The 15,694-nt window shown below is 51.8% G+C and carries 7 protein-coding genes; all 7 read right to left on the reverse strand.

From position 1 onward, the window contains the following. Position 1: 1 nt before the first annotated feature. The 7 genes from WCV85_05695 to WCV85_05725 all read right to left on the reverse strand — a co-directional run bounded on the left by WCV85_05695 (position 2) and on the right by WCV85_05725 (position 15,553). Complete coding sequence (locus tag WCV85_05695; GenBank protein MFA6474339.1) at positions 2–9,898, reverse strand: hypothetical protein; 9,897 nt, start codon at positions 9,896–9,898, stop codon at positions 2–4. Positions 9,899–9,926: 28 nt separating this feature from the next. Then, positions 9,927–10,772, reverse strand: a complete 846-nt coding sequence (locus WCV85_05700; GenBank protein MFA6474340.1) for a hypothetical protein — start codon at positions 10,770–10,772, stop codon at positions 9,927–9,929. A gap of 96 nt (positions 10,773–10,868) precedes the next feature. Next, positions 10,869–11,711: a 16S rRNA (adenine(1518)-N(6)/adenine(1519)-N(6))-dimethyltransferase RsmA gene (gene rsmA, locus WCV85_05705; protein MFA6474341.1), complete on the reverse strand. Its 843-nt coding sequence runs from the start codon at positions 11,709–11,711 to the stop codon at positions 10,869–10,871. Beyond that, positions 11,708–12,910: an MFS transporter gene (locus WCV85_05710; protein MFA6474342.1), complete on the reverse strand. Its 1,203-nt coding sequence runs from the start codon at positions 12,908–12,910 to the stop codon at positions 11,708–11,710. The genes rsmA and WCV85_05710 overlap by 4 nt, the downstream gene beginning before the upstream one ends. Positions 12,911–12,915: 5 nt before the next feature. Next, positions 12,916–13,557 carry an L-threonylcarbamoyladenylate synthase gene (locus tag WCV85_05715; protein ID MFA6474343.1) on the reverse strand — a complete coding sequence of 214 codons (642 nt, stop codon included), beginning with the start codon at positions 13,555–13,557 and terminating at the stop codon, positions 12,916–12,918. A 3-nt stretch (positions 13,558–13,560) separates the two neighbouring features. Further along, complete coding sequence (locus WCV85_05720) at positions 13,561–14,091, reverse strand: hypothetical protein (GenBank protein ID MFA6474344.1); 531 nt, start codon at positions 14,089–14,091, stop codon at positions 13,561–13,563. Positions 14,092–14,665: 574 nt separating this feature from the next. After that, positions 14,666–15,553 carry an EamA family transporter gene (locus tag WCV85_05725; protein ID MFA6474345.1) on the reverse strand — a complete coding sequence of 296 codons (888 nt, stop codon included), beginning with the start codon at positions 15,551–15,553 and terminating at the stop codon, positions 14,666–14,668. Positions 15,554–15,694: the final 141 nt, after the last annotated feature.

Here is a 15,694-nt window from a genome sequence, read left to right on the forward strand (position 1 = left end):
ATTAGCGAATACGGATGGTAAGCTGATTATTCTGATTAAACCAGTACGTCTGATCCTTTGGGTCACTATCTGAATCAAATGGGAAGCTCCCCGCCTGGGGTTTTATGGTTGGGAGACGATTATACGGCGATGTGATGTTCTGGGTAGTCCAGCCCCAGTTGTCAATAATTTGTATACGGGGGTGGAAGATTGTGCCAGACGTACCCATGTACGCGTGAGCAAAAATGTGTGGTTTTGCAGGATCACTCTTGGGTGCCGCATCCCAAGGAATGATCTCATCGGCCCGGTAATCCCCATCCCAGTCAATTGCAATGCTTCGGAGCGGAAGTTGTTCATTATCAACGACCGTATTGAAACGCAATTGCACAGATTGGCCACTCGTAATGTCCACAGTACCACCAACGCCATTCAACGTGCCGTTCGTAATCTTCGGGAGCATACCACAATATGCGAGCGATAGATTGCTGTCTGCTCGGTTGTAAGGAGAATTAACTCCTGGTTGGGCGCAAAGGTGCATCTTCTTAAAACTTGTACGGGAGCCCACATCATCCACCGTATTCCAGTCATCAATAATTGTGCTGGCTGGGGTATTCGTTACTTCACCATACCTTTGAAACGTCGAATTCCAGGTCCACTCCCGGTAGGCTTTGGCAAATAACAACTTCAACCGATCAAGTCGGTCATCTTGGGTAGGAATTGGGGCAGTACTGGTATACTTCCCACCACCGTAGGTTTGGCTTGAACCGTAGTCACACTTATTTAAGGTTGTGGTTTGCGGACCACACGTTCCATAGATAGCTGGGAATAATGATATAGGACACTGGGTATTGGCAACACACACTTGACCTTGGAACATACCATTCGTACAAACACTCTGCGTCGTACTCCCGCACTCAGAATCTGCATCACACACTTTGCCGGCTTTCCCGCCAGACTGGCAGACTTTTACTGTGCCAGTCCCCAAGCAGAAACCATCTTTGTTTTGACAGTCACGAATCTCCTGGTTGGTATTGCAGGCTGCGCCAGTGGTGGAGCATACGCGTGATGCACACCCAGCACCGGAGCAGCCGTAGGCCGAACCAGCCCGTGCTACTGACGCGGTTTTCAAATTGTTCTTTACCACAATTGGCTGCTGCCCAGGCTCCACGGAAGAATCCCAAAGCTCGGGTACAGACTCATTTTGGGCAGGTGCCAAGATGCTCCCAAAGGGTTTGGTATCTTGCAAAAACCGGTAGCCAAAACCCGGAGTCACAAATGTGGACGTGGTTGAAACACGGGAAGACCAGGCAGCATTGCTGCCACCATTTTCAACGACCTGGACGATATTCGTACAAATGGAACGTGTAATGACCGTTGCACGAATTTCAGCATATCCAGTGCCACCAGAAGAGTCACAAAGGCCAGCCGTAAAATGATCTAAAATATTAAACGATCCTTCGCATTCACCCGTTTGTCCTGCGCCATTCCTACACTGCATTTGGACAAAGAAAAGATTTGTATTGTCGCTAGAGCCGCCTAAATCTCCACATCTTGAAGCAGAGCTAGTGTAGTGGTTAAAGTCGCGGTCATTCGCACCATTAAAATTTACAGTGTAACTAAGTTTGCCACACTCGTGGTTCTTTTGCTCATCATTCCCTCCACACCAAAACATGGTCCAAGGTTGATTCTTCTCTGGTTCAGTGGGGGTGCTGACCGAATCCGCAACATGTGATCCTCCTGAGGCATCAAGATAAAATTGACTTCCTTTTGGCCAGTCATCATTTTCCGCGCGACCAACTGTGAGAATTACGCGCTCGACATTCTCTAGTTTCATTCCTGCAACAGGAGTTGGTGCAAATGAGTATGTTTTCTGAATAACATCTCGTCCTGCACCACCCAATAATGCGTCTGTACATCTAGCGCCATTATCCATGAGCATCGAACTACCATCGGCAATTAGTGCATTGCAATCCAGTGGGATCACACTTGCTGGTGTGGACTCCGTACACAGGTATAGTGGGTTCCGCTGCTTGTAGCCCGCTTGTTCCACGGAGGTGAAAATATTCTTCTCCCCCGCTGGCAGATCAATGGGTAGCCACTGCAAGCAGGTGTTGGGATTCTTGGGGTCGGTTTCCACGCAGTACCCTTGCCAGCCTGCATGCGTGGTGCCAGTGTCATCCGTGTACGAACAGCTCATGGCCGTAGCGTCGGGGTACGCCCGGCAGGTACGCGGCACAAATTCTTTTCCACCGGAATCGCTCACTTGCAGTACGGGGAGCAAAGAAATGCTATCAAGAGCAAATGGTGTTCGATTACGGTTCACTGGAGGGTTGGTGTTGTTATCTCCTTTACTGGATCCAGCCAAAACAAAATACAGGAAACCCTTTTCTGGATCAAAGACTTGGTGCCCAGTACTGCCTAAATCCCAAGTCACATGATTCCCCAAACATGGCACGGCAGGGTCGCCCGGATTTTCCACTTTTGACCGACAAAGCTCAAACGGTCCAACGGTGTACTCTTTCCACTCCGTTGTCAAATCCACATTGTCGTACCAGGTGCTATACCCGCCCGTGCTACTGCCATTGGAAATCCCTACTTCAACATCCCTTCTGGCACCGGCCGGCGGTTCTTCCAAGTACCGAGCACGGAAAGAAACCATGTACCCTCGGCTTCCGCTCAAGCGATCTCGCAAAACACTGGGCTGCGTCCGTACGCCAATGTAGTTGGTACCCACGCACACGTCATCACTGCCGCACTGCAGGTTATTCGTACAAGCCGTACCAGGATTCTTGGCACAGTGGAGCGGTAAACCGCAGTAACCCGGGGTACCCAGACCTGTACAGACTGCATTACTTGCACAGGCAACCAACGTGGCACCACTATTGGAGCAGTACTGCTGTGCCGAAGTTGGATTTTCCGGAATCTTGGCCGGGTTTACTTCCAGGTACGGGTCAACTTCTACTGGTGCCACAGCGTTCCCAGCCTGCTTCACCTCACTGGTGACAATCCGCGCAGTACTACCTTCAGCAACCGCGGTTCCTTCCAACGCCCACCCGCTGCCTGCAACCGTTGTCGTGCTTTGGAAGTTACCGTTCAAAATCTCATTCGTCACTGGGGCTGCTTCTGCACCGGTTTGTGGTGCGGAACCGTATGGGTATGTCCCAATCAAACTATTCTTCACCACGCAACTCCCCAACGTTGTTGCCGGCCCACAGACACCAGAACCAGGAATTGGACCCGTCGGACCGGTAAGATTACATTGCGTATCAGCGAGACAGGGCACACCAACTAAACCTCGCGTACAGGTTCGCGGACCTACCCCGCAGTCAGTACTCGTCAAGCAGGACTTGGTAGCGTTGTTGGAACACGTTCTCCAAATGGCACCCACTTGCACCGCGCCAGTATTATTATGAAAATCTTCCACTTTGTAGGCGCTCCCCAAGCATTGGGCACCATTCTGAAAGCCACATGTACCACTCGTCCCGCCTGAACCGGTAAAATTGCAATCACCATTTGATCCACATAATCGATACGGGTCGTTGCTACATGTCCGACAATCATTATTCACCGAACAGGAATTCTTCAGGTAGTTTGAGCACCGTAGCTCATTTGCGGTTTGCGTGAACGGCTCGCACTTCCGAACGCCACCCGTGGCTGGACAGTCCGTATCCACCGTGCAGGTTTGCCGAGGGTTGTTGACACAGCGTTTCTCGCTCACGAACTGCTGGCATTCACCATTGGGGCCAATTTTACTGCACGTGGAAAGTTGCAGCGTCAAGTTTTGCTTTTCACCGCTGGGCTTGGTGCTCTCCACGGTTGTGGTGGGCGAGAGCCACGCCTTGCAGACCCGGTCTTGCTTCACCTTCAGCAGCACGTTGCTGTCGCAGTCGCCATCGATACTCGCGCAACTCTTCGGGGCACCTTTGGCATCTGGGTCGGTGGGCTCACTGCCAATTGGGCTTCCATCAACGTCATACGTCAAATTTGCACTTGAGCGATCATTGAACAACTTACATCCTTCCGCTGCATTCACTTCACCGTTGCAGGAGGTTGTATCTACACTCTGTCGCAAAACTGTGGTGATTGTTGTTGGAGTAATGCTGATATTATCAAACCACTGTCCATCAGCGCGACCGTAAATGGAGAACGTACTGCACCGAATTGGGACGGATGCATCGGGGTTCGAAGGCAGCACAGCAATGAACCGACCACTGAACCGATGAAACTCCGTATCAGAAAGTTTACTTGCTGGGGCATTTAAGGTTACGCCGTAGTGCGTACTCTGTGGCATGGTAATCAATGACACGCTATTGTCCGGAGTGTAAATTGGAATTTCTACAGTTCCACTGGTGGAATTGTACGTACATGCCCAGAGTTCTACGGTTGCCGGGGTTGTGTTCCCCGTATGCTGCATAATGTCTGCACTCATGACGTACATTTGGTTTGTCATCAGGTTTACGGGCTGCCCCATCCACCCATACGTGTCAGACCCCAGAGCACGAACTGCTTTCCCGCTAGCACCTGCCGAATCTGGAAAATCTTTATACTCCTGCAATGACCATTGACCAGCAACCCAGCCTTGTGGTTTTGTGTCTGGAGTTGCATTCAATGGTGGTGTTGGCTGTGTAGCTGGGGCAGCAAGTGATGCTACCGACTCCGTAGATTCAAACGTGCCATTCACCACTAGGTTGTCACCCTGGCCAACCGGATCCAAGTACCCTGTGCAACCACTTTGGTCACCTGGGCAGGTACCCGCAAAACCACCGTACGGTACCCCTGGGGGGACGTTATCTATTCGCTGCGTGGGGCAGACTTTCCCTGATCCACGCAATTTCCACCTTTGGCTAGCAGCATCGTAATCACAGACATTATTTACAGGATTCTTAAAGTAGGCAGTGCTCCCTTCTGGAGTTTTAAACTCTTCACAACGCAAAGCTTGCTGGCTGCAGAGAATTTGCTCGTAGGCGTCTGGGTCATTCTTCAGGTACTGCGTTTGCGCGCCTTGCAATGTGAGTGTCACATCGCTGGCTGTTGCCCCAATTTGCAAGGCTACAGACTCCCGACCCAAAGCGCGGCAAGCTTTGTCTTCCGGCCGGCAGGCTTTCTGCGGATCATTCACCCAGTACTCCACAACATCCGCGGGGGTAATTATTTCATCACCAGGGAGCGGGTCTGGAGAAATTGCCGTCCCGGCCGTAACCAAGCTGTTGATGGCACTGACATCATTCAGCGTAATAACGCCAGTCCCATCTGCGTCCCCGGCAACCAATGGATTTGGGGGCGGCCCTCCACTGAAAATATAATTAAGCATGTACTGCACATCATTCTGATCAACCTTGCCATTCCCATCCACATCCCCGCGCACGCTAGATACCGTGTTCGTCTGCGCAAATGGCGTCCGCAGGCTGTTCTGGGTATTGATGAGTGCTTCACACCCAACCTTCTCCGTCTTGCAGAGTTTGGTAAAGTCTTGGAACGTCGAGGTTTGTCCGCCCCGGTTGGTGTATGCCTGGCAACCTTCAAAACCGCCACAAGCTTTCTGCGAACCCTTTATCCGGTAGATGCTATCAGTAACTTCGGTGAGGATAATGTTGTCAATGAAAAACGCTGCCCCTCCGGCATTATTTTCAAGCAAAAGGTCATCAACAGTTACTGCGCTACCACTCCGCGTGAAGGTAACGGGGCCAACCGAGTACTTTCGCCAATCATTGGAGAGGAATTGCCCACCAAACCGTGCTCCAACATTTGCGGATCCGTACATGAGATACCCAGTGACCTCAACGGTATCGTTGCTGTTTTGCTTCTTTGCCCAGTACGTCAATGTATATGTCTTCCCTTCTTGGAGGAGGGAGGTTGGTGCACCACCACCTGCGGAAGTTGCCATCAAATTCGCTCGGTTTGCTCCACTAAACAGCAGAGAATGTCCACCAAATTGAATACTTTCTGTACTGATGATTCCACCAGACCACGGCGCAAAGCTCCCACCTTCAAACGTGCTGTTCAGCACTGTGCGGATGTTGCTGCCTGTGTTGCCCACGTACTCCCGGCAGCCAGCCGCGGCTTGACTGCAGGACTTGGATTTGCCTTCGTCAAAGTAGTAGACCAATTCATCGGTGGCGTTCCGGAACGGTTTGCAACTCACGGACTCTTCCACAACCAGGGAGCGTAATCGGTAGGTGATGTTCCCAGCGTTATCGTAAAACTCAGTACAATCAAGGTTTGTTCCATATTCCCCTTGGCAATCAGTGACTGTGGTTGCCGTATCAATACACACGAACGGTGTACCCGCAGTGGTATTCACTTGCAAATTTGTACACGGCGCACTGGGATTAAGATTGCTCTGCACAAAGCGGAACTTTTTGAGTTGGTACCCATTTTCATTTGACCCTTCCCAGCTGAAGAAGTCTGCGACGGCTGCGTTGGAACCAGGTGGGACGCACAGTTTTGGCGTAATAAATGCAGCTTTCCCTTCACCCCCAGCCGCCACTTCATCCAGGTTGGTGTACGCTTCGCAGCCTACATCCGCTGCCGTGCACTGCGTCCCAGATTGAGCAACGAAGGAGACGAGTGGTTGGCAGGCGCCACCAACACCCCCACAGTCAGTATCATCAGTGCAGGAAATGAATGCAAAATTTGGGGCGCCATTGGCGGGCTTGCAGTACTTTCCAGTGCGCGCATCGTGGTCTGGGAAAATGCCCGTGACTGGCTGTTCGCGGAAGGATTGACAGCCCACCATATCTGCTGGGCAGGACTGGCCGGCAATACCGGGTACTGCCGAACTCCCATCCGCTGGGGTGTACAGCTCGCAACCCACGTTCTCTGCTTCACACTTTCGGGCAAACTTCTCACAAGCAGCTGGGTCGGTGGCTGGGTTACCCGTGCACCCAAGGTTATTCCCTGGTTCCGACGGTGGGCGCTTCAGGTGAATGACATTTGCCTGGGCATACTCTTTGTACGCTGTGGCGGATTCGCCGGGTTCTAGCTGCACATCATCCAGGTAGAGCTCGCAGCCGTTATCTGGTAACCGGAAAGCAACAACAATGTTCTGCGAACGCTGGGTAACAGCGGAGTCTGGCCAAGTATACGTGTAGGTAAAACGCTGCCAATCTGCAGTGATGCCGGCAGCCGATGCTGGTGCGTACTCCCAATTCACGCCGTACCGTGGCCCACCGGTTTGGTATTCAACTGTCACGTTTGCGCAACTTGCTCCCACCCCCCGAGCCGTAAATGAGGTTGTGTAGGCTTTATTCGCCATTGCTGTTCCAACATCTACACCGTTGTACATGTAGTGTTCGCCCGAGCAGGTTGCATTATCATCTTGCCAAGTAACTTTCGCAGCTTGCGGGCTGCCGTTTGCCCCCGTGGTCACGGCCGCTGTCGCGCCACATGCTTGTGTCCCATTTCCCACACCCCACCCCTGGAAGTCAGCGGATCCAGCCGGGGTTGTCCGCGGTGTGGAAAGCTCAAAGCCAGAGTTCACCAAGAGATTGGTACCTGTCGTTTGCCGAATGAAGGCCGTGCACCCTTCAGAGGTAACATCGCACGGCACCGCATCACGGTCCAGGCGAATCGTATTCGCGGGATCTGTTGCACTGGTGCACGTCCACTGCTGCGTGGCATAGTCAAAGGACGTGCAGTACTGCGTACAGCCAGCATTGTTTGCGCCACAGATGCTGGTTTGCAATGTATTCCCCAGGTACGTGGCGGATACCCCGGCTGCGTCAATGTAGGTTTGACAGGTGGCATTCTGCGGGTCACAGCTCTTCCCGTTAAACTTCCAGGTATTCTTCTCTTCCACGCAGGTACCGTACGTCTTACAGCTCCCATCATCATTCTCTTGAATGCACGTTTGCTCATCAATGCACGCTTCTCGTCGCTGAATCTGCTGGACACGGGGGGTGATGAACGCACACGTACTTGTCTGTTCCGTGGTCGCTTTCAGGTCACACGTTTCTGAGTAGCAACTGGTATTGTCTGGGGTGGTTTCTGCGCAGGTACATTCTTTACCAAAATTTGCTTCAGAATTACTGGAACAGTACCGCACCGAAAAGTTGGTGATTCGCTTCCCACCTTCATCTCCATCATCATCCACGTACTCGTTGGAAACTGTTTCTTCTACAAAGCCGGTGCGCACGCACATGGTTTCTGGGGCTTTCAGTACCCAGTTGGGATCCACCAGCTTGTAAAACGGACTGGCGGGATCGTTATACTTTTCCATCATCGTTCGCAACGTCGTGTTCTGCTTGCTCACGTCCCGGACAAACTGGGCAGCCAATTCCCAACCCACGGGAATAATCCGGTTCTTCCGCAAAATGACCATGCTCCGGTAGGGGTAGCCATTCAGGTAGGTTGGTTCCTGGCCGTTGGCCAAAAAGCCAAAAGGCTTTTGGTCAGAGAGTAAACCTTGATCTAGAGCTTGCTTCACCGTCAGTCGCTCCTCAATCGCCCGGCGAAACGACTCATCAATAACACAGCTCTCCGCCGTCACTTGCCCCAGTGTCGTTGGGGTTATCACTGCCGCATCAATTGCACAGGAAGCTAAACGACCCAGTATATCCACGGGTCCACCGCTGCCCACGTTCAATGTCGCCAGGCTCGCAAAGCGTTCTTTGGCAGCCGCTACGCCACCAGTAGAGCCGCCGAATTGGTTAAAAACCGTGCTGAGCGACGTTGGATTTACTAAACCTTGGTTAAAAATGCGTTCCAGCAGTTTCTTTGAAAGGGTGTTTGTGAAAATGCCAATTGCATCTGCTACTGGCGAACCGGTGTAGACCCCAAATGGACTGCCAGCATTTTGGACCGACAACCCTTCCTGTGCGGCCTGCCGGGTTATACTAGCCGGGGTTTTTATCCCTACGCCAAATGCGGTAGTGACGGGACCTAGATCATACGCATCTGACCGAACTAGTTTCTCTTGCTCCACAGCTTTCCGCGCAGCTTCCCCGGTTTCCTGGGTAAGGATAAGGTACTGACCCAGCTCATTATTCTTGGGGTCAAAAATATTGGGCAGTTCCGCAAACACTTCTTTTGACTGCAAGTTGTGCAAGTTGTCTTTGAGCTGCGTGTAGGAGCACTGTGCGGTACGCCGTCGTGCTGAACACAAATTTTTACAAATGAGCAGGTCAGATTTTACTTTCTCTTCACCTTGGCTAAGAGCCGATTGATACGCGGCAATGCAATCAAGGACAGTGGCCAGCGGCGTGCACGCTGCTTGTGCTTGGATTCCAAGATCTTCTAGGTCTGACGTGTCTACAGTTGTGTCCTCCGAAGCGGGATTCTTTAATTCTAATGCCTGGATGATCGACCGTGCAGCAGTGAGTGAAACATTATTCATTCTTGTTATGTGCGCAGCTGGAACGATAATCTTCTCGTCATTCATTCCAGAATTAAAATTCTTCTGGCACGCCTCTTGGCAAAAATTTGGATTCAGATTCACCCGGATGGCAATGTCAATTTGCGTCTTGGCTAAACCAGGGTCACACAAGCTTACCCCAAAAGTATCCTTCGCAATGGTATCTAAGAAGTCCCCTGCGGCTGCATCATTGAGGTTGGCGAAGTACTGCGGGTCAGTAAGGAAAAGGGGTTTTTGGCCAGTTCCTGCGGAAGCGACCCAGGTTGCCGTGTCTTCCGCAATCTTCCCCAAGTACACCTTCAACGCGTTCTTAAAAGCCACATCTGTAGCGGTTTTCAAAGCTTTTTCGGCCTGCTTTGCCACCTTATCGGCAATATCTTTGATTTTATCCAGAATGGTTTTCTGCTGAAGTTGTTGCAGCACTGTTGGGTCTATCACCACCTGAGGGATACCGAGCTGCGCTCGAGCGGTTTGGGAGGTACGTAAAAGCACGCCACCAACAATTGCTACGCTAACAACCGTCAATACCCCCAAAACAAAAGCGCGGTGGGTTCGAGATACCCGCATGTTCCCTTTTTTCCAAAGATGGATTCGCTTAGGAGGCATTCGTATTTGTGGAAAGGGTTTCTTGGAGTGCTTGCTGGTATATGGCGCGCAGCGTGTCGTCATCCATTTTGTCCAAACTTTCGGCCGGCACACCGCCCAAGGAAAGGAAGGATCGGATCTCCGCAATGCTCAGATTTTGCAACTGCGACACAGTTTGCGGAGAGACATTGGTATTGCTTGTGCTATTCGTGGTTTGGTTCGTATTACTGGTGGCCACATTACTGTTCGCTGACTCTTCAGCCACCAGAGCGGCGTAATTTTCCATCAACGTCGCGTCGTCAATTGCATCCAATTCCGTTTTGGAAGCCCCGGCAGCAATGAGCGCTTCTCGCAGTTGGGCAGCAGTTACCTGGCTACTGGCCGCAACTTGGGTATTCGTTGCACTTCCTGCATTTGCGTTACTCGTTGCAGCATTGCTATTGGACAGCAGACTGCAGGTCTTCCCCGTGGGACAATTGGGGTCAGTTTTTGCTTCAATTTCCTCGCCATCATTCCGTCCATCACTATCTGAATCAGGAATGTAGGGACTAGTACTGTACTTGTAGAGCTCATCGTAATCCGTTAACCCGTCTTGGTCGGTATCCTTTGCCTGCAGGGCAATGAGTCGCTCATCTTGTGGCGCCTGATTCACATTTTGCAACTGCGACAGAGCGATGGGATTGAACGGCGCGGAAAGGTTGTTCTTAAACTGGATAATGCCCAAAATGAGGGCGGTTCCTGCCACAACACCCAGCATGAGCAAAATGCGCCGCTCCTGCCGAGGGTTTACGTCTATCCTGCGCTCAGGCTGATCGTCCGGTGAACCTCCTGGGGCATCGCGCTGATCAATGGCCATGGTTGGGCCTGGGGTTTAAGGTTTTTGGGGCTTTTCTGTACCGAGGATAGGCAGAGTGTACCACAAAAAGTGCTTTATGTCAAAATATATTTACCCCTATACGTCAAGTTTGGTGGTTAGCCAAGCCCACTGATCTAACGTTAATTCTTGTGCTCGCTGCAGTGGCTCAATTTCTAAGATTTTTAAGGCTTTTTCAACGATTTCTCGACGAGTACGAAGGCTGCTAGACAGGCTATTCGCTAAGGTTTTTCGGCGATTTGCAAACCCTGCCTTGGCTAAAGTGAAGATTTTCTGACGGACCTCCGCGGCGAACAAGGGTTTTGCATAGGTGTCAATGTGGAGAACTGCGGAATCCACGTCCGGCGCAGGCCAAAACGCCGTGGCGGGCACTTTGGCAACAATTGCTGGTTCGCCAAAGAGCTGCACGCTGAGACTCAGCAAAGACATGTGCCCCGGCAAAGCGCAGATACGCTCCGCAACTTCTGCTTGGACAAGGAGTGTGAGTGATGTGGGTGGCGCTGGCGAATCCAAAAACTTTTTTATTATTGCGGAAGTAATGTGGTACGGCACATTGGCCACGACTTTGTACGGTACACGGGAAAATGCTTTTTCCAAGACAGCGAACCCAAGCTGCATGATGTCACCTGGGAGGATGGTGAGGTTTGGATGCGCAGCAGCGAGTTTGTGCAGACCCGGGAGTAAACTTTCATCAATTTCTACAGCCACAACCCGTTGTACCAACGGAACCAGAGCTTGCGTCAGAATGCCTGTCCCCGCGCCAATCTCCAAAATCTGGTCATTGGGCTGAAGATCTGCAGCATCAACAATGCTTTCCAGCACCTCGTCATCCATCAAAAAATTCTGGCTCAGGTGCTTTTTGGGCTTGAGACCAGGTATGGAGGGGGTGCGTCGTAGCCGCCTTTTCTCTTTTCGATTCATGCGCGGGTCTGCTTTGGCGCTGATGGCAATGGTTCAGGCGCCCGAAGGAACTGGTACAGCAGGGTCACCAGACCGCTGACAATGAAAATGACCGACCAGGTATTGAAGAAGTGGAAAAGTCCAAGCAAAGCAATGGCCGTGAGAAATTTACCAATGGCAAGCGATTGCTCAAAGTACACGGCGATGGCCAAAGGATCTTCCCGAACCCCGTGCTCGTAGGTCATGGCCAAGAGGGGTACACCCACCAAATTCTTGGACGTTCTGCCGGCGATATCAAAGAGCACAATGCTCAGCGGGGTAAACCGCACAATTGCACGCAACAACCACACACCCGCCAGGAGCCAGGTCCCCAAGCGGAGCACGCGAAGTTTGGAAATGCGATCTGAGTACTTCCCAATGACCAGCACAATTGCCGTGGTGACGAATGTAGAAACGGCAATTGCCACCCCGGTGTCGGCAAAACCTTTCATAACCGTGAAAATGAAAATTGGCCAGAGCACAAGCGCAACCAGTTCTTCGCCAAAACCAAAGTACGCCAGTGCACTGCGCCGATGCGTTGGCTTCCAGAGCAACTTCCAATACTTCTTGTACGAAAAAGGTTTGGGATCGTAGACCTCTTTGAGCTTGAGTAGCGGAATGGAGGAAATGAGGAACAGCGCGGCAACAATGACGAAGAGCGTGGTAAAGCCAAAGAATTTCACAATAATGCCACCGGCAATTGGCCCCAAAATGGTGACAATCGCATTGAGGGTGAGGTACCCAGACACTTCTCTCCCCCGCTGATCCCGGGCTGAGAACAGGGCAAAATCAGCGTGGTAAGCCGGCCAGTACAGTGACTTTTGGATGGCGAAAATGAGCGGTGCAACGTAGATGAGCCAGCTAAAATGCGGCAACGCAAACAGCGCAACGTAGTACGCAATGAAGGCAAACTGGCTGCCAAAAATTGCATGCTCAAAGCCGTGCTTAGCTGCAATGCGTCCGCCCAAAGGAATGAGCACGGTATAGCCAAAGTAGACCGCTGCGTAGAAGAGGAGAATTTGCGCAATGGAGTACCCCTGGGTCCACAGGTAAATGGGTTCAAACAGGGCAACGGCAGAGTTTGCGAAATCCATGATACCCACGGACCAGTACAGTTCCTTCAGCTCATGGCTGGGGTGCTTGGAAAAGTAGTGCGGGATTGCCCGAAATTTATGGAACATGTGGATTAACGTTTGCGGCTTTTTGCTTTCCCACCAATGGTCACCTGCACCGACCCTTGCCGAAAGACCTTCGGTGGCTGACTAGTGAGGTCAACAATCGTGGATGGTGGTTCTTCAGGGATATCACCTACATCAATGATGAGGTCGGGCTGCATGGGTTGCTGCTCAAAGTGCCGAGCAACTTCCTGGCCACTGTAGAACACCCCTTTTCCAGAAATGTTGGCGCTGGTGCTGGTGATGGGCTTGTTCAGACCACGCACCAACGCTTGAGCAACAGGCTGATCTGCATGCCGCAGTCCAACGCCGGTGAAGTGCAGCGTGAGCGCAATGGGCAGCACTTTCTTGGACGGCAAAATGAAGGTAACCGCGCCGGGCCAGTACTGCTTCAAAAATGGCTTCGCAACAGCATCAATGGTCGCGTACTGCGCAGCCATCCGCGCGCCACTCACCAAGACGGGCAGCGGCTTCTGCGGCCGATGCTTCATGATGAACAACTTCCCAATTGCTTCCTCATTGGTGGCATCCACGGCCAAACCGTACGCCGTATCGGTTGGATACGCCACCACCCCGCCAGCCATGAGCACAGCCAACGCCTGCTTGATCACTGCGGGGTCTGGCCGAGTTCGTCGGGTAGTGAGGATGAGCATACGTTAATTATCTATACCGAGGTAGGAACGGGCAGTGCGAGCAGTGAGATCCCATGCGGAGGGCGTGTACTCAATCCCATGCTTCTCCCGCAGACGAAGTTCAGCTGTGGCCAGGGCATCAGGCAGGGCCAGACCTGCCCGTTCCGCAACCGCCGCCGTGATGGCCTGCAGGGTCCGGTCTCGCTCCTCTGGGTTGGGAAATCCTGTGGCCAGATTCACCCGAACCAGGAGCCAGATGAGATCGTGCAGCATGAGCTCCACATCGCTGGTCGCCACCAAGCACAGGGGAGCAAAAAGGTTTTCCCCGTCAGTCACCAGGTACACCGGCAGCACCGCATGAACGTCTTGCCAGGAGAACCCCGTCACTTCTGGAATAACTTGCAAGACTGGGGCAATTGCTTGGTCAAACACCAGCTCAAACGCCTCGCCCATGCCAATCAATCCCTGCCAGGCTTCGTCAAACGCTGCTGGATTCCCTCGGTACAGGCGTTTGGCAAAGTCGTAATTATAGGTGAGCGTCGTTATCGGCGTCATGCTCATACTGTAGCAGATTTCCCGTGCTTCTGGCACGTAAAAAAAGACCGCTCCATCCTATGGAACGGTCGACATTATCTTGGTAGGGTAAAGTGGTACCCTGTATCCGACTCGACTGCCGCGTCCCGCCATGAATCTCCCTGTCGGCCATACAATTGGCCTTGGTACTTTGTCACTAACCAATTGCCGGGTAGTCCACTAGGATCTTCCAATTCAGTCAACGGGTATGTACCCCGCGGGAGAGTGACATTTCTTGGAAGTGCACGCTCACGAGCTGCTGCAGAAGGGTATGCCCATACCTCGCAGCTTCTCTCGACCACCAGGTTGATGGGATACCCAAGCCCAGAATCAGGGTTGTTTTTTCCCCGCAGCTTTCTCAGTACTGCTACGGTAAAAAAACTGCTGATACCCGCACCAATGAGCACTTGGATTGGATCCACCTTTCCCTCCTTGGAAAATGGTTTTTTTGTTTTCAAAACTGACCTAGCACCGTATACCAGGAAGAGGATAATGTCAAGACTACGCTACCCTCCAAAGACTCATGAACGACCCAAAAAACTGAATAGGCCTCCCCTTACTCAGCAATCAAGATGAGCATGAGCATTATGACGGCAAAGAGTAACAACTTCTTCGTGATATTCTTCCTATCAAACTGCTCCCGGAATGCACCGGGGAAACGTTTTCGAAGCAGCAGGGTGTAGCCGAGCACGAAAATTGGTTGAATGGAAAAGACGGCTTTTACGAGCGTCACCGGCGCCAGGGAGTATGCGAGCACACTCCCGATCCCACTGCCGAATGCGAGCGCGCTATTTGCAAAGAAGATCTTGCGAGTGCCAAGGAACGACTGCCAGTGTTCCCGAACTGCCCGCCACTGCAACGCACCCAAGATCATCATGATGCCAAATGAAAAGAGCATGAAGTACGTCAGTGCCGTTACCCAATCCAGATGTTCCAGTACATGCTTGTAGATGATTGCACTTACCGAGTGTGCAAGTGATGACACAATCATAAGGAAGAGTGCCCTATTCACCACGAACTTCCCGCCAGCATGATTTGTGGTCAGCAAGGAAGCGCAGGTGATGATAATTATAAAGGCCAGATACTGGAACGGGCTTAATCGTTCGCCAATGAAGAAAAAGGCGAGAATCGGTACAAAAATTTTTCCAATGGAAAAGAGCGATGCGACAATGGAAGTGTCTGTATGCTGCAAAGCCCGAAGGTAAAAAAGCAAACACAGAATATCCAAAAGCGTGATGCAGAAAAACCACGCTGCCGTTGGGAGATCTATACTCTGCGGCAAACGGTACAAAAAAAGCAACGGTAAAAAAATAATTCCTACTACCTCCGCGTAGAAAAGCTGAACAAATGGTTTACGGAAGTACCCGTTGGATAAACGGCCGTCCAAAATATTTGCCAGCGCATCACTTAAGGTTGGAACCAGTGCAAAGACGAACCAGAGCATATTTTGAACTTCAGTTTACAAACCCTGCCCGACTGCTTCGCACTCGAAATAGGCGCAGCGCCCTAGGGGAGGTAACCCTTACCAAGAAGGAGAATGAAACTAGCATCGCGGCTTCCCGCCATAGGCGGACAAGAGAAAAAC

This window comes from Patescibacteria group bacterium (assembly GCA_041665345.1).
In the GTDB taxonomy this organism is placed as follows: domain Bacteria; phylum Patescibacteriota; class Patescibacteriia; order PEXW01; family PEXW01; genus JBAYJA01.